The 20,172-nt window shown below is 65.6% G+C and carries 15 protein-coding genes; 7 read left to right on the top strand and 8 right to left on the bottom strand.

Features of this window, described 5'->3' with window-relative positions:
* Positions 1–50: 50 nt before the first annotated feature.
* Genes OTER_RS11575 through OTER_RS11565 form a run of 3 tightly spaced genes read right to left on the bottom strand, consistent with a single transcriptional unit; the run spans position 51 to position 1,813 of the window.
* Positions 51–353: a 30S ribosomal protein S6 gene (locus tag OTER_RS11575; protein WP_012375106.1), complete on the bottom strand. Its 303-nt coding sequence runs from the start codon at positions 351–353 to the stop codon at positions 51–53.
* Complete coding sequence (gene pth, locus OTER_RS11570; RefSeq protein WP_012375105.1) at positions 350–934, bottom strand: aminoacyl-tRNA hydrolase; 585 nt, start codon at positions 932–934, stop codon at positions 350–352. Before pth ends, OTER_RS11575 begins: the two co-directional genes overlap by 4 nt.
* A 60-nt stretch (positions 935–994) precedes the next feature.
* Complete coding sequence (locus OTER_RS11565) at positions 995–1,813, bottom strand: 50S ribosomal protein L25 (RefSeq protein WP_012375104.1); 819 nt, start codon at positions 1,811–1,813, stop codon at positions 995–997.
* A 260-nt stretch (positions 1,814–2,073) separates the two neighbouring features.
* On the opposite strand from OTER_RS11565, the gene OTER_RS11560 reads away from it, so the two are divergent.
* Positions 2,074–2,643 carry a YceI family protein gene (locus OTER_RS11560; protein ID WP_012375102.1) on the top strand — a complete coding sequence of 190 codons (570 nt, stop codon included), beginning with the start codon at positions 2,074–2,076 and terminating at the stop codon, positions 2,641–2,643.
* An 80-nt stretch (positions 2,644–2,723) separates the two neighbouring features.
* On the opposite strand, the gene OTER_RS11555 is transcribed toward OTER_RS11560, so the two are convergent.
* Positions 2,724–3,215: a VOC family protein gene (locus tag OTER_RS11555; RefSeq protein WP_044892435.1), complete on the bottom strand. Its 492-nt coding sequence runs from the start codon at positions 3,213–3,215 to the stop codon at positions 2,724–2,726.
* Between the two features lie 280 nt (positions 3,216–3,495).
* Between OTER_RS11555 and OTER_RS11550 the strand changes: the two genes are divergently transcribed.
* Together OTER_RS11550 and OTER_RS11545 are read left to right on the top strand one after the other, a co-directional pair.
* Positions 3,496–3,879, top strand: a complete 384-nt coding sequence (locus OTER_RS11550; protein WP_012375100.1) for a response regulator — start codon at positions 3,496–3,498, stop codon at positions 3,877–3,879.
* 476 nt (positions 3,880–4,355) lie between these two features.
* Complete coding sequence (locus OTER_RS11545) at positions 4,356–4,808, top strand: SRPBCC family protein (RefSeq protein WP_012375099.1); 453 nt, start codon at positions 4,356–4,358, stop codon at positions 4,806–4,808.
* Between the two features lie 135 nt (positions 4,809–4,943).
* Here the strand turns inward: OTER_RS11545 and OTER_RS11540 are convergent, their stop codons facing one another.
* Complete coding sequence (locus OTER_RS11540) at positions 4,944–6,164, bottom strand: DUF2264 domain-containing protein (protein ID WP_012375098.1); 1,221 nt, start codon at positions 6,162–6,164, stop codon at positions 4,944–4,946.
* Positions 6,165–6,494: 330 nt separating this feature from the next.
* The gene (locus tag OTER_RS11535; protein ID WP_012375097.1) at positions 6,495–11,189 is read right to left on the bottom strand and encodes a glycosyl hydrolase; all 4,695 of its coding nucleotides are present in this window, start codon (positions 11,187–11,189) and stop codon (positions 6,495–6,497) included.
* A 261-nt stretch (positions 11,190–11,450) separates the two neighbouring features.
* Between OTER_RS11535 and OTER_RS11530 the strand changes: the two genes are divergently transcribed.
* The 3 genes from OTER_RS11530 (at position 11,451) to OTER_RS11520 (ending at position 17,571) form a co-directional block, all read left to right on the top strand.
* Positions 11,451–13,061: a DUF5060 domain-containing protein gene (locus OTER_RS11530; protein ID WP_012375096.1), complete on the top strand. Its 1,611-nt coding sequence runs from the start codon at positions 11,451–11,453 to the stop codon at positions 13,059–13,061.
* A 328-nt stretch (positions 13,062–13,389) separates the two neighbouring features.
* The gene (locus OTER_RS11525; protein ID WP_158305421.1) at positions 13,390–15,573 is read left to right on the top strand and encodes a multiheme c-type cytochrome; all 2,184 of its coding nucleotides are present in this window, start codon (positions 13,390–13,392) and stop codon (positions 15,571–15,573) included.
* A gap of 183 nt (positions 15,574–15,756) precedes the next feature.
* On the top strand, positions 15,757–17,571 hold the full coding sequence (locus tag OTER_RS11520; RefSeq protein ID WP_012375094.1) for a CRTAC1 family protein: 1,815 nt from the start codon (positions 15,757–15,759) through the stop codon (positions 17,569–17,571).
* Between the two features lie 104 nt (positions 17,572–17,675).
* Here OTER_RS11520 and OTER_RS11515 read toward each other — a convergent pair whose 3' ends face one another.
* Complete coding sequence (locus OTER_RS11515) at positions 17,676–18,827, bottom strand: DUF4932 domain-containing protein (protein ID WP_012375093.1); 1,152 nt, start codon at positions 18,825–18,827, stop codon at positions 17,676–17,678.
* A 121-nt stretch (positions 18,828–18,948) separates the two neighbouring features.
* On the bottom strand, positions 18,949–19,311 hold the full coding sequence (locus tag OTER_RS11510) for an MmcQ/YjbR family DNA-binding protein (protein WP_012375092.1): 363 nt from the start codon (positions 19,309–19,311) through the stop codon (positions 18,949–18,951).
* Between the two features lie 8 nt (positions 19,312–19,319).
* Between OTER_RS11510 and OTER_RS11505 the strand changes: the two genes are divergently transcribed.
* Entirely contained in the window at positions 19,320–20,171 is an 852-nt protein-coding gene (locus tag OTER_RS11505) for a family 20 glycosylhydrolase (protein WP_044891725.1), read from the top strand.
* Position 20,172: the final 1 nt, after the last annotated feature.

The following is a 20,172-nucleotide window of genomic DNA, read 5'->3' as shown; positions in this document are numbered from 1 at the left end:
GCTTTCGCGAAACGCTCACGCGCTCCGCTACCGCGCGCTCGCCACCCGCGTCAGACGGACTGCACGAACGTGCGATAGACGCTGCCGTTCAGTCGGAGCCGCTCTTTCAGATGCGCGGGCGCTTCGGCGGGACCATTGAACGAAATCTGCACGTAGGCGCCGCTGGTCATCTTGCGGTCGGTGACGCGCACGAAGTCCTTCTTGCCGAGGTTTTCGACCGCGGTGACTTCGCCGTGCACGGCGGCGATGACTTCTTTCACTCCGTCGATGATCTGCTCGATGGAGTCTTCCTTGCCCCGGTTATCGAGGATGAAGGAAGCGCGGTAGCTGCGTTTGGTGGCGGTGGCGTTCATTTGGATTCTCTGCGATTAAGCTGATTCATGGCGGCGTCGACACCGCGCGAAAGCAACAGGTCGAGACCAGATAAATAAGACGGGAGGTTTTGGGTGACGAGCGATTGTTGGTCGGGCGTGAATTTGCCCAGCACGAAATCCTTGAGGTCCATCTGCGGCGGTTCTTTCGGGCCGATGCCGAGCCGGTAGCGCACGAAGCCGTCGCCGAAGTGCTCGATCACACTGGCAAGGCCGTTGTGCCCGCCCGCACTGCCCGTCACCGAGACTTTCACCAGCCCCAGATCGATGTTGAGATCGTCGTAGAGCACGAGGACCGACTCGATCGGCAGCTTGTGAAACCGCGCCAGCGCGCCGACGGCGACCCCGCTGTCGTTCATGAACGTCAGCGGTTTCACGAGCCAGCAGGCGCCATGGCCGGGCCGGTTCCAACGCGTGACCGCCGCCTGGAACTGCGGCTGCGGCTTCCACGCGAGGCCGAGCTTGGCAGCCAGCGCGTCGAGCACGATCCAGCCGAGATTGTGGCGGGTGGAGGCATATTCGCGGCCCGGGTTGCCGAGTCCGGCAACGAGCGAGATGGACATGACTCAAAGAACAATCGTCGCGGTCCGCTGCGGTCAAGCAGCGGGCCCGACGGCGGAAACTTACTTCTTGGCGGGAGCAGCGGGCTTCGCGCCAGCGGCCGGAGCCTTGGCGGCAGCGCCTGCGGGAGCGGCACCCTTGGCGCCGGCGGCGGCCGGAGTCGCACCCTTCGCACCGGCGGCGGCCGGAGCGGCACCTGCGGCGCCCGGAGCAGCCGCAGCCGCACCTTCGGCAGGAGCAGCAGCACCCTCGGCCGGAGCCGCGGCGGCCGCGCCTTCGACGGCGGCGGGAGCAGCGACTTCCGTGACGATTTCGGCGACGGGCTCGACGCACGAAACGACCGGCTGGCCCTTGCTGTCCAAAAATTCGACGCCTGCGATGGGCTTGAGCTGACCCAACTTGATCGTCTCACCGACCTTGAGCTCGGTGACGTCGACCTCGACGGCCTCGGGCAGGTCCTTGGGCAAGCAGCGGATGCGCAGCTCGTGGACGTTCAGCTCCAACACGCCGCTTTGGTTCTTCACGCCGAACGACTCGCCCACGGGGCGGACGGTGACGTGAATTTCAAACTTCTCGTCGGCCTTGACCTCTTGGAAATCGATGTGGACGAACTTGTCGGTCATCGGATCGCGCTGCACTTCCTGCAGGAACGACAGCGCCTTGTCGGTTTTCCCGGCTTGCTGCAGTTCGACCAGGACCGTGCGGGCACCGATGGTCTTCAGCAGGCGGGTGAACTCCGGCGCATCGACCGAGAGGGACTCGGGACTCGTGTGCTTGCCGTAAAGAATCGCGGGGACGCGATTGGTTTTGCGGAGCCGGCGGGAGGCGCTGCGGCCCGTCTGGGCGCGCGACGCGACGTTTAGTTGGAATGTTTGACTCATGGTTTTCGTTCCCCCTGTCGCCCCGGAATTGAGGGCAGGCGTAATGGAAAAGGGTGTGAGGACATAGCTCCGTTTCCTCGAAGGCAACAAAAACTTTGCCGCCCGTGCGTGGCATGGGCGTCTCGCCCATAGCCGCGGCGCGGAGCGCCGTCCACGGGCAGGATGCCCGTGCCACGTTCCCCCGCGCGCTCCACGCCGCGATGGTATTCCGGCCCGGCGGTTGGCTTTTTGGCGCCACAGGAATCAATTAGCCAGCTCCCATGAAAAAAATCCTCCCTCTCCTTCTGGCCTCCGCCGTTCTGCAAGTCACTGCATTCGCCCAGGACGTCTGGAAGGCGGATCCCCCGCATTCCCGCGTCGGCTTCACCATCACCCACCTCGGCATCTCCGAAATCACCGGGGCGTTCAATCAGTTCGAGGTCAGCATCCATGCGGCCAAGCCCGATTTCAGCGATGCCGTCTTCGACCTGACCATTGATGTCGCCTCCATCAACACCGCCGTGGAAAAGCGCGACAACCACCTCCGCAGCCCGGACTTTTTCGACGTGGCGCAGCATCCGAAGATGACCTTCCGCAGCACGTCGATCAAACCCGCCGGCAAGGATCGCTACACCCTCTCCGGCGAGCTCACGCTGCACGGCCAGACCAAACCGGTGACGATGAATCTCTGGTATCGCGGCACCACCGTCAGCCAGAAGAACACCACCGCCGGCTTCCAACTCACCGGCACGCTGCAGCGCTCGGACTTCGGCATCGGCCCCAAATTCGCGCCGCCGATGCTCGGCGACGAGGTGGCGATCAAGGCCGACGGCGAGTTCATCAAGCAATAGCGGCCGGCGCGCTGTTCGCCCGCTACGCCGTTAGTACGTCGGCGCGAAGTCGTGCTCGCCGCGGGCGATCGCCCGCGGCCTTACTTCGCCGCCTCCTTGAGCAGGGCTGCGAGGTCGAGAGGGTCTGTCACCATGGCCACTCCGCCGTGTGCGTCGCGGGGCCACTGGTCCTTCGGCCGATCCCAGTAGAGCTCCACTCCGTTGCCATCCGGATCGCGCAGGTAGATCGCCTCGCTCACGCCATGGTCCGACGCGCCCTCGAGCGGAATCTGCGCGTCGATCAGCCGCCGCAAGGCGTCCGCCAACTCCGCCCGCGTTGGATACAGAATCGCGAAATGATAAAGGCCGGTCGTCCCTCGCGCCGGCGGCCGGCCGCCGGCGCTCTCCCAGGTGTTGAGCCCGATGTGATGATGATAACCACCCGCCGACAGGAAGACCGCTTGCGCACCGAAGCGCTGGGTGACTTCGAAGCCGAGCACGTCGCGATAGAACGCGAGCGATCGGTTTAAGTCCGCCACCTTCAAGTGCACATGACCGATGCTGACCTGCGGGTGAATCGGGCGTGGTTGCATGGGTTGCTGGGTTTGCTCCGCCGCCGCTTCCTGCGGCGTGTTTCCCTTCACGGCCACGGGTATGCCGGTCGGCCCGTGCGTCAACGCGCCGCCCCCGCTTTGTGCCCCGCGCGATCCGGGAGTTTCATCCCCGGAGGCGTGAACCAGATTTCAAACGACCTGCATTGGTTCGGTGGATTCCCGGAATTTTCCCCATTCTGCCGTGCGCGAAGCGTGCGGGCGGCGTTACCGCGGCGGGCGTGGCGGAACGTCCGTACCGCGCGCCGTGTCACCGTCGACCATGCCCCCGCCACCATCGCTGTTGCTGGTCGACGATGATGAACACAAACGATTTTTTCTGGAGACCTGCATCCGCCGGCAGTTCGGCGACGCGATGATCATGCACTGTACTTCGGGAGCCGAAGCCATCGCGCACCTCGCACAGCAGCCCGTGCATGCCATCGTCACCAATCACAGCATGCATCCCGTGAATGGGATCGAACTCACCCGCTGGGTGCGCGCGCGGTTTCCAGCGCTGCCGATTGTGATGGTTACCGGCAATCCCATCGTCACCCGGGAAGCGCTGCAGGCCGGCGCCAGCCGCGTGCTCTCGACCGCCGACTACCCACAACTGGGCGCCACGCTCGAAACGCTGCTCTCGGAAAACAACGGAGGTGCTCCGTAACCTCCCATCGGCAGCCCGGCTACGCGACCGCCGACAAGCCCTCGCGAGGGCACAGCTCAGCCGCTTGTGACTACGGGTGAACACGGATGGATCCAGCAATGCCACCTCAGAATTGATCCGCCGCGACTCGTCCACCGCTCCGGACCAGGCCGCTTTTCCTGAGACGCCTTTTGGCGACGCCAGCTGGGAAACCGCTCATGCGCGCTGATCAGCGTCATCCGCATTCGCGCTGATCAGCGTCGATCAGCGGTTTCAGAATCCTTCCCGGGTTTCGCTCCTTTCGCGTGCTTCGTGGTTCTCTACCTCCGAGTCGGCCGCGCCGCTCCAGGCGATCGTTGGCCGATCGGTTCGGAAAATGGGCCACGCCCTTTCTGGTGACATCAAAAGCACTGGCGCTGTCCGGCAGCGCAGCGATCGTTCGTTGAGTCGTTGAATTCAACGACAACTCATAATCACACCTCCCCACGAAAGGAACCATGTCCGCCACGAATACCATCCGCCTCCACCGCGTCCTGCGGGCCGCCCCCGAAAAAGTGTATCGCGCGTTCCTCGACGCCGACGCGTTGAGCAAGTGGCTGCCGCCGCACGGCTACACCTGCAAAGTCCACCACTTCGACCCCAAAGTGGGCGGCGGCTTTCGGATGTCGTTCACCAATTTCACCACCGCCAAGTCGCACTCGTTCGGCGGCAGCTATCTCGAGTTGGTGCCCGGCGAGCGGGTGCGCTACTCGGACAAATTCGACGATCCGAATCTGCCCGGTGAAATGATCACGACAGCCTCGCTGAAAAAGGTCTCCTGCGGCACCGAGCTTAGCATCGTGCAGGAAGGCGTGCCCGCCGTCATTCCCGCCGAGATGTGCTACCTCGGCTGGCAGGACTCGCTCGAGCAACTGATCAAGCTCGTCGAACCGGATATCCCGGACGCTTGAGCGCCACGTGGCACGGGCATCCTGCCCGTGAATTCGAAGTGAGCGTCACGTGGCACGGGCAACTTGCCCGTGAGATCGTGACTTCACAAAGCCTGGAAACGCAGAGGTCGCGGAGAACGCGAAGGGGCTCTCCAGTCACTCCTTGATCGCGTGATCGGCGGGTAGATTCTCGCCGGCCCAGAGCCGCTGCTGCGTCCACGATTGGTTCGGCTCGGTCCAGAACGGATCCTCGGCGGGCAGGCCCAGTTGCAGCAGCCCAAAGGTACAGAGATACAGGCTTCCGGTGTTGACGTAGACCTCGGCGGCTTTCGGTTGCGCGCCGACGACGCCGATCCGGAGCCAGCCCGCGTCATCGAACGCGCCCGGGGCTTCGATCATGCGCTGGATCACCGCGGTGAGCGCCGCGCGCACGCCCGCCGGCGTCACCGTTTCCGGCAGGTGGTGGCGAAGCGCCATCATCGACAACGCGTGCAGCGCGCCGAAGCGATATGCCGACGAGCGGCCGATGATCGGAAACGTGCCTTCCGGCGAAATCATCCGCTCGAGCACTTCCGCGTAACGCTGCGCGCGCTTCTGCTCGAGCGCGAAGTGCTGGCCAAGCGGGAGGTTTTTCCGGCCAGCCACCTCGAGCACTTCCCACAGCATCGGATGAATCACGAAGCTGTTGTAGTAATCCCAGTGAAACTCCGGCCCGTCACCGTAAGTGCCATCGCCCTTATACCACTCGAGATGGCGCGTGACGGCGCGCTCGATCGGCGCCAACTCGCATTCGCCCGTGAACTCGAGCAGAGCGGCTTCCACCATGGCGCTAAACAGGAGCCAGTTGCTCTCGTAAGGCTTGATCGCGCGGGTGGCTTTGAGCGCGGCGACGACGTGGGCGCGCTCCGCGTCGCTGAGATTGCCCCAGAGTTGTCGCGGTGCGCGCAGCAGCGCCTGCGCCAGAAACGCCGTGTCGACCAGCGGCTGTCCGCCTTCGGTGAAGTTCAAATGTCCCGGAGACTGCGGATCGACCGCATGGGCGATCGACTTCACCGCAAGCCCGATGTGGTGCGCGCGCAAGGCGCCCTCGGCGTCGTCGCCCGGACCGAGTTCGAGCCACGGTGCGATGCCGGCGAGCGTCCGGCCGAGCGCCTCGAGCGGCGCGTACTGGTTGCGCGCGCCTTCAATCTGCGGGATACGCACCCGCAGCCGGCCCTCACTCCCCGCGACCAGCACCGGCTCCGCGATGCGTGCCAGCACGGCCACCTGATACGCGCGCTGCGCCGGCCCGTCTCCGCCGACCGGCGGCAGGTCGGCGGCGGCGAGCAGAACGGGAGAGAGCAGCGAGCCGAGGAGAATCTTGATTCGGGAACTCATGGCAGGTCGAACCGGATGGAGATCAGAAAGGAAATATGCTGGAAGAGTGGCGACACGAGGATCAGCGAAGCAACCCTCGGACTTTCGAAACCACAGATGAACACAGATAGACACCGATCAACCAATCAGCATCTGTGTTCATCTGTGGTTAAGTTCGGAGGACCGGAAGACCCAAGCTTGGCCACCGAAGGCTCAGGAGGCACAAAAGTGCGGCACATGTTCTAGCGCCTTTTGTGCCTCTTGTGGCCAATCGGATCGATGCGGGCTTGGGTTGCGGCGGAGCCTCGTTACCTGCGTGACGGCTGCGACCGGATGTCGCGGATTGCGTGACTACCGCTCGAGGTGCTCCCGCACGAAGTCGAGAAACACCTCCCAGTCGCCGGGCACCAGGCCGTGGCCGCCTTCGTGCATGTAGTAGGAGAGCGTATCTCCCACCCGCACGCCGGGCACGGGCATCTGCTCCACCTCGAGTCCGGCTTTGCCGAACAATCGGTACACCGGCGTCGCGGCGAGTGCGGCCAGGTATTCGCCCTTCGGATCCGACCAGATGTCGGTGGTGCCCGTCTGCAGCAGGAGCGGACGCGGCGCGATCAATGCCACGAGTTCGTGCGCATCGATCGGACACTCGTCCACCCGCGTTGCCCAGGTCTGATAGTTTCCGGCGAACTGGTACGGATAGCGCGTCGGCGCGACGAGGTGCGCGATCGTTTCCCCGTAGTTGCGGCGGCTGAGCGCTGCACCGCCTTCGCCGGAGCAGCTCGCAATCACCAGCGCGATCCGCGGATCGGACGCACCCGCCCACAACACCGTTTTGCCCAGCCGTGAGACGCCTACGATCGCGACGCGTTGCGCATCGACGTCGGCGTCCGTTTCGAAGTAGTCCACCACGCGGCTGATGCCCCAGGCCCAGGCCGCAATGGTGCCCCACTCGTCCGCCGCCGGCGCGGTCCGTCCCGGCTTCAGGTAAAGCTGACGCACACCTTGCGCGATCGCGCCGGGCGCATCGGGATCGATGTCGCCATAGTTGAGGGTGGCCACGCCGAGCCCGCGCTCAATCGCCGCCATCACGTCGAGCCGGCCGAATCGGCGAGCGCTCGCGTCGGCCGGAACGCGCCGTTTCTCCTGCGGGTTCCACACCCACCCGGGCTTCACGCCCGGATCATCAACGGTGAGGTTGTTCGCCGTGAAGCTGACATTGAGCACCACCGGCACCGGTTTCGTCGCGGGCGCCGGCAAATAGAGCAACACGTCGAGCTGCGGTGCGTCCGGTTGCTTGGAAAATCGGATCGTGACCTGTCGCCGAATCGCTCTCCCGCCAAACGCCGGCGCTTCCTTTTCAAACACGTCGAAATTCAGGCCGGCCGGCCGGCCCGGCGCGCGGCCGAACTGGTTTTGCTCGAAGAGCCGCACGAGTTCCGGTCGCCGCTGCTCGAGCCACGTCTGCGCATCACGCACCGGTTGCCCGTTCGCGAGCGCGAGTGGATCCGGCAGCGTGTAGCGCGGCTCGTCGGGACTATCTGGAGTCCCGACGCCCTCGTCGCGGCTGTCACCGGAAACGCGACGAGGGCGTCGCGTCCCCAACACCCCCCCGGAGTCGGAACCCGCCTTCGCCTCGGTGTAGTTGACGGGAATCCCGGCGATGCTCGCGTCGGGACTGTCGGCGACCCGAAGCAGCGGTCTCGAGACGAAGCGCACCGGCCCGATCAGTCCCGATGGCACCGGTGACTGCGAACCGAATCGTCCCCAGCCTGGCGGCTGCACGGAGGCATCGCCGAGCACACGTTTTTCGAGAGGCACACTGCGGTCGCCGATTAGCCGATTCGTCCATTGGTTCGTGACCTCAATCTCGAGCTGGTTCTCGCCGGGACGAAGCGCGCCCGACACGTCGACGAGATACGGCGGCTTCCAGAAAACTCCGAGTGAGACGCCATTCACCCGCACCGTTGCAAGATCGCCCACCCGTCCGAGATCGAGAAAAACGCCGCTGTCTGCGCCGAACCATTCACGCGGCGCGGCGATCGTCTTCCGATACGTTGCGGTGCCTGAGAAATACTTGATGCCGTCATCCGGATGCTCGGTCCACGAGCCGAGCTGCGGCAATTCGACTCGTGCCGGCGCGCCCCGGTTTGGCGGAAAACTCACGTCCCAAGAACCGTTGAGCTGCGCGAGGACGGTCAGCGCTTCGTTGGACGCAGCACGCGACGACGACGCGGTGGTCGCACGCCGAAACACGACGAACACGGCGTCCCGTTCCGCGAGTCGGAGCGGCACCGTGGTCCGGCCGTCCGCCTGCGTGAAACCGACCCGCTCGATCTTGCCGGTGTCGGGATGCCAGAGCTCCGCTTCCCGGCCGCTGACGCGGAACCGCGCGTCAATCGCCTGCGTACGGTCCGTGAGGTTCGCGACATAATAGAGATCGATTTCGCCCGCCCTCCGGTGCAGCCACGCGAATTCCGCGTCAAGCGGCTGGTCCGCGTCGAAATCCTTCGCGATGCCCTCATCCGAAAGCACGCGTTCGCGCGGCAGACCCCACACGACTGTGCCTTTCCCCACCCGGCGGACCGTGCGGCTCACCCCGTCGAGATCGCCCCACAGCTCGGCGGCGAGCGCGTGCACCTCCGCGTCCGCCCGCGGATAATCAGCGAGGCTCGGTGAGCGCGTCGGTTTGCGGCCCACGATCGTGGCGCCGCCGAGCACGAGTTCGCGCAGCTTGCGCACCAGCTCCGGCCGCATCCGGTCGGTATCGGGCAACACGAGCACGCGATAACTCATTCCATCCGGGAGCATCAGCTTGCCGTTCCCGCCGCTGGAGAACCGATGAAGGAGCACGTCCGCGTTGACGAAGTCGTAATCGTAGCCCGCCGGCGGCGTCGGTCGCGTGCCAGCGCCCCAGATCGGCGGCGTCGAGGGTGCGCCTTCGTCAAGCAAGTAAGCGAGGTCGGCCACGAATCGGCCCTGCTGCAGCAGGAAGCAGCTGCGCGCGAAATACGTCATGATTGGTCGCGCCTGCTCGGCCCAGGTGATGTTTCGGTGCAGATGGGTTCCAACCATCATGTTGCCGGGCTTCGTATCCAGCGGCTGGTGCGCCGAGGTGTGGAACACGATGCGGTTCACGCCCTGCGCGAGCCAGGTGTCGCCGACATTCTTCAGCGTCGCCGGCGCCTCATAGCCGCCGCCGGTGAACGCCTCCGCCGCCACGAGCGGTTTGCCGTAAACGTGCGCCGCCGATGCAGCGCCCCGGATGTCCTGCAGGTACATCAACCGCGGATGCAGATCGCGCACCCAGAACTCGCCCATCGGGATCTCAACCTTGCTCTTGTTCAGCAGGGTGTCCTCCGGCATTTCGAGCGACACGCCGGCCGCCTCGGCGTAGATGCCGACTCCGCGCTCGCGCAGCTTCTCCGCCATCGTACCGTAGTGCGCCTCGGCCCAGAGGTCAGCGAGCGTACGGCGGAAATCCCAAAGGAACCGATCGCTCACGTCCGCACTGCCAACGATCCGGCCGGTAAGCGCCGGCAAATAGGGCGTCGGCGCGTAGCCACGCCGCCGCCGAAACTCCGCGGGCAATTCGTCGGTCCAGTTGTTCGTGCCCGCCTCCCAGCCGTCCATCGTGACGTAGCGCAGGCTCTTTCCGAACAATGGCCCCAGCGCCTGCTGCAGCGGATCGAAATACCCGCGCACGTAAGCTTCCATGTGCCGCCGGCTGAGCTTGTCGGCCTCGTAACCCGTGCCGGCCGGCGTGGCGGGCCGATTCTTTGCGCCCGTCAGCGAATAGCCGAGCCGCAGAATCGTCCAGCGGCCGGGCGGCGCATCCCATTCGAGCGAACCATCCGGCTGCAGCTTCGCCGTGAGATCGACAAGGTCGTCTGGTGCGACAGCCAGCGCCGGCGCGATCTCGGGCGTCGCGACTGTTTCATACTCGAAGAGGAAACTGAATCCCGCCTTCTCCTCCCAGCGATGCACGCGGGCACCGGAGTGCAGCACGGCTTCGCTCAGCACATATTCCTTCGCCGGCGCGCTTGGCGCCTGGCTCATCGTCTGCGCGGGTCCGAGCGGCGCGCCCGTCAGCTCGATCCGATAAAACCGCGCCGTGGTTTCGGGCAACGCGAACGTCCGCACCATTCCCTGCCGATAGAGTTGTGCACCCGGCAGCGTGACCAGCGGGCGAAACGACACGCCATCGTCGCTCGCCAGGACCCGGCCCACCGGAATCCCCTTCGCGCTGCCGCCGCTGCCGCCGAGCGTAATCGCCCGCGCAGTGAACGGTTCGGCGAACTCGAACTGCACCCAGGCCGCGCCACCCTCCGGTGCCTTGACGGTGAGCAGCGTCGCGAGCTTGTCGTCGAGTAAGGCCGTACCATCGATCTCGCCTTCGTGGGTCGACACCCGCGGGTGCAGATCGGCCATCCGCGGCTCCGCGGCGGGCACGCGATAGGCGACCACGGCCGCATCGGCATAAAACGGCGCCGACGTTGAATCGCTGGTGTAGTAGCTCGCGCCGCTGTCGCGGATCTGCCCGATCGCGTTCGGCGGCGACGCGAGCTTGCCGGAAAAACGTTTCCCGCCGTCGACGACGGTTTCGCTCCACACGAGCTTCTTCATCGCCTGCTCCGGCTTCACCCACGGTCCCCCGGTCTCGCTCCATCCTGGCGAGCTGAAGATCGACATCTCGAGTCCGAGCCGATCGGCTTCGGCCGCCGCGTGCCGGACCGCGTCATACCAAGCCGGCGTGCCATATGGCGTCTTCGGTTCCACCTCCTGCCCGCGCCCGACGTTCACGTCGGCGAGTTGAAAGCCGCCGAGGCCCACGCGCTTCATCCATTCCAGGTCTTTTGTGATGCCGTCCTTCGTGACGTTGCTCATCGTCCAATGCCACCACGTGCGCGGCTTGGCGGAGTCCGGCGGGTTGCGGAATCCCATCTCGAGCACGGCGCCGGCGGGCTGCGCGTGAAGCGCGCCGGGGGAACCGGCGACGACGGTGAGAAGCAACGCGGCAAAACCGAAAAGCGGCAAAGGTCGTTTCATGATGGGGCGAGCGTGAAAGCCTGACGCACAGAATCCGCGGTCGGCTCAGGGCGTCTGCGAAGTGACTCTGTGCGTTTTTGCCGCGCCCGCCACCATCGCGTCGTCGGACGCTTCGGTTAGGCGGAGCGCGCCGCCCGCAACGCGCTTCGAGCGGCTGGCGGGCCAAGCCGCTCCTCCCGGCCCGAGGCTCTACGCTGCGATGCTTGTCGGCACGGGAGAAAGGCTCGGCATTGAGCTGAGAATTTGTGGGGATAGCGGCCGATGAACCTGCGTACGTTTGAAGTCGCGCCGTGGCTGGCCCTGCTGCTCGCGTTGGCTGCGCCGATGGAAGGCGGGACCGTGGAGGAATCACCTGCCGTCGAACGCTGGAACACATTTGAGCTCACGCTCCACGGACCAGCGACCGGCAATCCGTTCGTCGATGTGCGCCTCGGCGCCAGGTTCACCGACGGCACCCGCACGATCGAGGTGCCCGGGTTCTACGATGGCGACGGCGTGTATCGCGTCCGCTTCATGCCGGATGCGACGGGCGCGTGGCACTACGAGACAAGCAGCAACGATCCGTTGCTCGCCGGACAGCGCGGCGAATTCACGGTGACGCCCGCGCGACGCGGCAACCACGGGCCGGTGCGCGTCCGCAACACGTATCACTTCGCCTACGCCGACGGCACGCCGTTCAAGCCCATCGGCACGACGATCTACAACTGGACTGATGCGCCCGAGGAGGTGCAGGAGCAGACGCTGCGCACGCTGGCCACAGCGCCGTTCAACAAAGCGCGAATGTTGCTCACGCCGCAGTCCGTGGCCTACCGCCGGCAGTTCGCGCCGCCACGCTGGCCGTTCGCCGGACAGCCGCCGCGCGATTGGGACTTCGCGCGGTTCAACCCGGAATATTTCCGCGCCTTCGAAAAGCGTGTCGCGCAGCTGCGCGAGCTCGGCATCGAGGCAGACCTGATTTTGTTTCACCCCTACGGGAAAGCGTGGGGCTTCGAAGCCATGGACGCCGCCGCGGACGAGCGCTATGTGCGCTACGTGGTCGCGCGGTTCGCGGCGTTCCGCAACGTCTGGTGGTCGCTCGCCAACGAGTATGATTTGGTCCGGACCAAGACCGAGGAACACTGGGACCAACTCGGTCGGCTGGTGCAGGCCACGGATCCGTTCGATCACCTCCGCTCGATTCATCACTCGCAGCTGCTGTTCGACAACCGGCAGCCATGGGTCACGCATGCGAGCATTCAGAACGGATCTGCCGTCGAGGAACCCGGTCGCGCCGAGCTGTATCGCGACGTGTGGCGAAAACCGGTCGTCTACGATGAGGTGAAATACGAGGGCAACGCACGTCGGCGCTGGGGCCAGCTCAGCGGGCCGGAGATGGTGCATCGGTTCTGGTGCGGCACGGTGGCCGGAACGTATGTCGGCCACGGCGATTTCTTCGGCGTGGAGGACGCCCCGGACACGTGGACCTCGTTCGGCGGCGTGCTGCGCGGCGAGAGCGCGCCGCGGCTGGCGTTTCTGCGCACGATCCTCGAAAGCGGCCCCGCCGACGGGCTCGATCCAGTAGACAAATGGCAGAACGTCACCGTCGCCGGCGTGCCCGGTGAGTACTACCTCGTGTATTTGGGACGTGAATCCGCGACCGCGTGGCCATTCCGACTTTTCCGCAGCGGACTGAAGGACGGCATGCGCTTCAAGGTGGAGGTGATCGACACCTGGGCGATGACGATCACGCCCGTCGAGCGCGAGTTCGTGATCACGAAATCGGATGACTATACCTTCGTCGCCGTCGACGGCGGCAGCATCGCGCTGCCGGGCAAACCTGGGATCGCATTGCGTATCCAACGAACAGCTCCAGCGAAGTTCCTAAAGGAGTGATCGAGGTAGACCTCAATGATAGGGCGCGACCGCTGGGCGCGCCGCGAACGACAGACGGCGGGCCCTGCGGTCCCGCCCTTTCCGACGCAGCGTCACGTCTTCGGACAAGTCTCGATAGGTAGCCGACTCGCGGGACCAATCGCCGCCCGCTGAGGGCGAATCGCCGATCGCTCACGGTCGATCGCCGGAAATCGCGGGCGAGCGCGCAAAAACGGGTGCTCCGCTCAAATCGCGGCGCCTTTGATGCAGCTCAAGGTTCGGCGGGAATCGGCTCCGTGTCGTACGGGGTGGTGTCCTAACCTGCATGCGGCCCCCCCGCACCCACCCCATGTCCGCTTCCACTCCCCCTCCCGACAAGCAACCGTCTTCCACGCCTGCGTCCGCCTCCGATCGAGGCACCTCACCGCACCAACAAGCCGCTCGCGGTTGGACCGCCTGGCTGACGTTCGCCGTTACCCTGGGCTTGCTCGTCGAGGTCGTCACCGGACTTTGGATTCTCGTCGCTCCGTTTTCCCTCGCCACGCAGCTGGTGGTCCTGCTGCACGGCGCCGCGGGCGTTCTATTGGTCGCTCCTTTCGCCGTTTACCAGGTCCGTCACTACCAGCTGTGGTCCGCGCAGACACTCTCGGTCGTCAAACTGATCGGCTACGCGGCGATGGCACTCACGATCACGTGTCTCGTCACGGGGGTGATTGTGACCGCGCAGGCGCTCTTCGGCCGTCGGCTCTCCAGCTGGGCCGACCAGGTGCACCTCGTCACCGGCCTCGCTTCGGCTGCGGTTCTCATCATCCACTTTGCTCTCGCGTATGTCCGCCGCCGGGAGCCGCTGCGCAGCATCCCGAACTTCCGCCGCCGGCTGCGGCGCCGCGGACTCGCTCTCGCCGGGATGGTCGCCGGGCTCTACGCCGCCGTTGGACTCGGCGCCGCCCTCCTGCCACGCACCTCCGTCAATCTTCCGCTGCCGTCCGACTATTCGCTGCCCGAATACGCGCAGAAATTCGACGAGTATCGCGGCAGTCCGTTCGCGCCGACCTATGCCCGCACCTCCACCGGCGGACTGGTCAACCCCGCGGTGCTGTCGGGCTCGACCTCTTGCGGTACCAGCGGTTGTCACGAGCAGATCCTCGCGGAATGGGAGCCGAGCGCGCACCGGTTCTCCGCGATGAACCCGCCGTTCCAGGCGGTGCAGAAGGCCTTCGCGCGCGATCGCAGTCCGGCCGACACGCGCTACTGCGCCGGCTGCCACGATCCGATCTCACTCTTCGCCGGCGCGAAGGACATCCACAATCTCAGTCTCTCGGCCCCGGGCATGCAGGAGGGCAACTCGTGCGTCGTCTGCCATTCGATCTCGCACGTGGACCAGCGCGGCAACGCCGACTACGTGCTCACGCCGCCGACGCGCTACCTCGGTGAGTCGGCCAGCGGGCTGGCGAAGCGCGTCTCCGATTTCCTGATCCGCGCCTACCCGCAGCAACACCTGGCCGACTACAATCGAAACATCCTCCGCACGCCGGAGTTTTGCGGTGCGTGTCACAAGCAGTTCATCCCGGAGGCGCTGAATCGTTTCGGCGCCAGCCCCTCGCAGAATCAGTTCGACGAATGGCGCAAGAGCCACTGGGTCGATCCGCAGCATGCGGACAAGACGCTCAGCTGCCGCGATTGCCACATGCGGCTCGTGCCCGACTCGCGCGACCCCGGCGCCGGCGAAGCGGGAGATCTGCGACGGGCGAGCTCCGACGGCGCGCATCGGCATCACGGTACCATTGCCACGAATCTTTTCATGCCGGACGTGCTGAAGCTGCCGCACCACGAGGAACAACGCCGGCTGACGACCGCGTGGATTCGCGGCGAGACGGTGCTCCCCGAAATCGCGCACCTGTGGCCGAGCGGTCCGGTTTCTTCGATCGAGTTGCTGGCGCCGGCCGAAGCGCAGCCGGGTACGACACTCGAGCTCACCGCCATCGTAAAGAACCGGAAGGCCGGGCACAATTTCATCACGGGTCCGCTGGATTTCCTCCGCTCCTGGGTACACCTCCGCGTGATGGATGGCAACGGGGTGCTGCTCGCGGAATGGGGCGGCATCGATCCCGCCACGCGCGAGATTCTCGACGAGCCCGGGCACATCCACACGCCCGGCCGGCCGCGCGATGCCGGCACCCTCGTACTCGAAGGCGTGCCGCTCGACGAAGCCGGGCAGCCGATCGTGCGCCACGAGCTTTGGCGCAAGGCGGGCGGCTCCGGCAACCGCGTGATCTTCCCCGGCTATGCCGACAAGCAGGTTTATCGACTGAATGTCCCGGCCGGCGCGCGCGGACCGCTGACGGTCACCGCGGATTTGAATTTCCGCCGCTATCGGCAGGAATTTCTGAATCTCGTCGTTCCCGACATGGAGCGCGAGAGCGGCGTCTACCAGCCGACGATCACGAAGGATTCGGCGTCGCGCGAGATCGCGATCCAGCCCGCGGCCACGGCTCGAACCGCGCTGGCCTCGCCCCACGTTGCCGCGCGCTAGACTGATGCGCTTCGGAAAATCAGCCGAGCTTTGTTTTGTAGCCGGCCTCGCTGAGGCCGGGCCGGGGTCATCGACCCCGGCTACCTCCTCCGCCCGCTTGGGTCATGGGGACGCGACGCCCTCGTCGCGTCATTCAGAGAAAGCGCGACGAGGGCGTCGCAGCTCCATCAAGACCCCTCATTGATGCCGCCGCGCCGTTCTCGCCTCTCGCCGCGCCAGCGGAAGCTGTGGCTTTCCTCGATCGTGATCGTGCTCGGCACCCTGGTGCTCGGCGCGCTCGTGTATTGGTGGGAGTGGGCGCGCAACACCGATCGAGCCGACGCGCGCGGCAGTGTTTCCGCGGCCTTCGTGCAGTCGGCCCTCGCGGAGAGCACGCCGGTCCGGTTCACCAACGTTACCGCGGCGAGCGGAATCACCTTCCGCCACGGCGCGCCTGCGCGACACCGCGCGCTGCCCGAAGACAACGGTTCCGGACTCGCGTGGGGCGACTTCGACGGCGACGGCCAGCTGGACCTCTACCTCGTCAACCACCCGGGGATCGTGCCAACGCCAGGCTGGACCTCCCCCGGCAACCGGCTCTTTCGCAATCTCGGCAACGGCACGTTCGCCGACGTCACTGACCGCGCGGGGGTCGCGGATCGCGAAGGATTCGGGATGGGCGCCACGTTCGTCGACTACGACGCCGACGGTGATCTCGATCTCTACATCACGAACCGCGGATCAAATCGGCTGTTTCAAAACCAGGGCGACGGAACCTTCGTCGACGTCGCCGCGCGCGCCGGCGTCGACGATCCGCTCTGGGGCACGGGCACGGCGTGGGGCGACTTCGATCGCGACGGGCACATCGACTTTTATCTGTGCAACTACGTGGCCTACGATTCGGCCGGCCGCGAACCGCCGGCGTCGGCGGCGACCGGCGGTGCCGACTACGAGGCGCCCTACACGCTTAATCCAAACTCCTACGACCCGCAGCCAAACCGGCTGTTTCGAAACCGCGGTGACGGCACGTTCGAGGACGTCACCGCCCGCGCCGGCGTGGCCGATCCCGACGGGCGGAGCCTCGCGGCGAGTTTCGTCGATCTCGATGGTGACGGCTGGCTCGACCTCTACGTCAACAACGACGTTTCGCCGAACCGGCTGTTCCGGAACACCGGTGGCGATTTCGGCTCCGACCACCCCGTCGCCTTCCTCGACCTCTCGACCGTCACCGGCACCGCCGATCCGCGGGGGTCGATGGGCCTCTCCATCGCGGAGCTCGGCGACCTCGACGGCCACGCCGATGGCCTGCCCGACCTGTTCATCACGCATTGGGTCGCGCAGGAAAACGCGCTTTATCAAAGTTTCCCCACGCCGGCCGGCGTGGTCGAGTATCGCGACAAATCGCGGCCGTATCAGCTCGGCGAAATCTCGATCGACCGCGTCGGCTGGGGCTGCGCGTTCGCCGACTTGGATCTCGACGGCCAGGTGGACATCGCGGTCGCCGACGGCAGCACGCTCGAACGCAACGCCGATCCGCTGCTGCTCAAGCCCGAGCCGCTGTTTCTTTTCATGAACGACGGCCGCGGTTTTCGCGACGTGGCTGCGCTCGCCGGCGATGCGACGGCGCGATCCTACAACGCCCGCGGATTGGCGGCAGCGGATTTCGACGGTGACGGCGACATCGATCTCGCGGTCTCCACGAATCAGGGCGAGGTGCTTCTGCTCCGGAACGACACGCCGACGCAGAACCGGTCATTGACCGTTCAGTTGAAGGGGCCGGCCGCGGCGTGCTTTGGCGCAAAAATCGAAGTGCGCGCCGCCGGCCGCACGCAGATCCGTTGGTGGGGCGCTGATGTGTCCTACCTCAGCCAGCACGGCGCCGACGTGATCTTCGGACTCGGCTCCGCCACCGATGCCGAATTCGTCCGCGTGCGCTGGGCCGACGGCCGCAGTTCCATCGCCCGAGATGTCCCTGCCGGCCGCGCGCAGCTGGAGCACGCGGCCAGCTCGTCGCCGTAGGCAGAACCTCGTCGAAGGATGCGATTCCCTCCTGCGCTCATCCCCCGGTTACGCAGATCGCAGGGGCCCGCTCCGGGAGTCGCGAGTTCAAGCTGAAGAGCCGCCTAGCTCGCCTGAGGCTTCGCCGCGGTTTCGTTGAGCCGTTCGAACACCGCGACAATTTCAGGAAAATAGCTGCTGAGGCTCGGGAACTTGTCGCGGTTCTGCTCGTAGGTCTCGAGCGAGCGGCACAGCTCGCCGAGATACGCGAACCCGCGGCCCTGATCCCTCGCCACTTGCTCAGCGTAAGCCGTCTCACCTTTTTGCTGCCGCACGATCCGCGCCGCGATGGCGCGCACGACGTGCTCACTCACCCAGATCTTCCATTCGCGGCCGTAGTTCAGCGAGCGGCTCGGCTGGATCTTGTTCATCAGCCCGGAGAGTTTTTCCAGGTCACGCCAATGTTCGTCGACGAGCGGATTCACGAACGAGTGCCCAAACTCATGCCAAAGATACTCGTCGAGATGGTTGCGGTTGCCGAACACCAGATGTCCGTCGGCAACGCCGCTGGCCGGCAAAATGGCGTAGAAAACCTTCGTGCCGTCGGGCGTCGTGACGTTGGGCCCGAACGACGTGCGGCCGAGCAGCGGCGCCAGGATGATCGTGTAGCGCGCCGGCTGGGCACCGCAGTAGCGCCCGGTTTCCGTCGCGATGGCGTGCAGGTCGATCGATTGCTTGAAGTCTTCGACCATCGCCGCGCGGCTCGCGGCATTCGCCGTGTAGAAGTCCATGAAGGCCGCGTCGCGCGCGAAGGTGCGTAGGGCGGCGACGTAGGCGTCGACCTCAGCGGGTTCCGAGCCGACGATCTCGCGGTCGAGCGCGCCCTGCAACGCCACGTCGTTCGGATCGGACAATTGCACGGCGATGCCCATCGGATCGCTGCCGCCCACGCGCAAGGCCGCGAGCCGCTTGATCGCCTCGTGCTCCTTGAAGCCGGCAAAGTGCTGCCGCAGCGCGTTCAGATACGGATGATCAAAATCGTTGATCCGCCCCTTGAACCGCTGCGAGCGCTCCGCGTAGCCGCTGAGGTGTTGCGTGACGGCGACCAGTTCCACGCGCGGATCGATCGCCACCGTGATGCCGGCCTCGCTGCGTTCAACGGGATCGTTCGTCACGGCGCGCGCGGACGCATCATTCGATTCAGCGGCGACACTGCTGGTCGCCAGGATAAAACCAGCCAGCACAACGCCAGCGAGGGACCACGTGGAAGATTTCATGGAGCGATGTTGAAGGGACGTCGCTTATACAACTCCGGTCCGCCGAAAGTTCCCGCGAATTCTCCCGCCGCGGCGCGCGCATCGAGTATTGCGGATACGCTCAACTTGGGGAACGGGTGCGTCACCCGTGATCCGCCGCGGACCTGATCGACGCCTGCACTTTCTTCGGGAGCTTCGCGACCACGAGGTCGTAGCTGCGGCGGATGCGCTGCTGCAGACTCGTCGCCGGCAGCGCCAGCAGATCCGCCACGCGCACCCAATGTCGTTTCGCGAAATACGGCGCCTGCGTGATCCCATCGATGTCGGTCAGCTCCGCGAACTCGTCCGGCGTACACTTGAAGACGACCGCCTCGATGATTTCCCCGTCCAGCGACACGAAGAGAAACACCTTCTCCTCGACCTTGAACGCCAACCCACCCCACTGTTCGGAAACACGGGCCCGTGGCAACGACAGCGCGAACTGACGAAGGGCGCGGAGGTGCATGCGCTACGTTGCCGGGGCGCGGCGCACGCTGCAAGCCGGGTGTCTCGCTGAGACCGCGGTATCGCTCCGTTCGTCGTACGGACTACACAATCCCGGAAGCCTGCCGCTACGGGTATGAATTCATCGCCACGATCGCGGCGGAAGTCGCGCGGCAATTCCCCGGACCGTATTTCCATTTTGGCGGCGACGAGGTCAGCACCGGGCAGTGGGCCCGGCTCCCGCAAGTCCCGGCCTTCATGCGCGCCGAGCGGCTGCAGACTCCGGCCGAGTTGCAGCGGTATTTCTACGCGCGCGTGGCGAAAATCATCCAGCAGGCAGGCAAGCGTCCGATGGCTTGGGATGAAACCGCGGAAGTTGGCGTCGATCCTGCCGCAACCATCCAATGGTGGCGCAAGGCGAAGCCGGACGTCCGCGACCAGGCGCTCGCGAATGGCATCGAATTGGTGTTGTCGCCGGTCGATCAGGTCTATCTCGATTACGCGGCCGGTCCCGGCGAGCCGGGTTCTCCATGGGAGGGCAATGACAACGGACCGACGTCACTCGGAAAGATTCTGAGCTGGGAGCCGGTGCCGGCTGACTTGCCGGAAAGGGGGTTGAATCAGATCGCCGGCATCGAGGCGGCGCTGTGGACGCAGTTCATCCGCACGGAAGGTTTTCTGGAGTTCATACTCTATCCGCGACTCCTCGCGATTGCCGAAGTCGGTTGGCGGCCGCGCGGCGAGCGCGATCCGGCGGAGTTCGAACGACGACTCGCCCCGCATCTCGAACGGCTGCGCGCCGCCGGCGTGAATGTCCGCACGCGCTCGGACGGGCCGATGCGAAGCGCTCGCCGGAGCAGCCGTGCGGGTGTAAGCAGCTAAC

Origin of the sequence: Opitutus terrae PB90-1, assembly GCF_000019965.1 — a bacterium.
Taxonomy (GTDB): domain Bacteria; phylum Verrucomicrobiota; class Verrucomicrobiia; order Opitutales; family Opitutaceae; genus Opitutus; species Opitutus terrae.
This window is presented reverse-complemented; position numbering and strand designations above follow the sequence as displayed.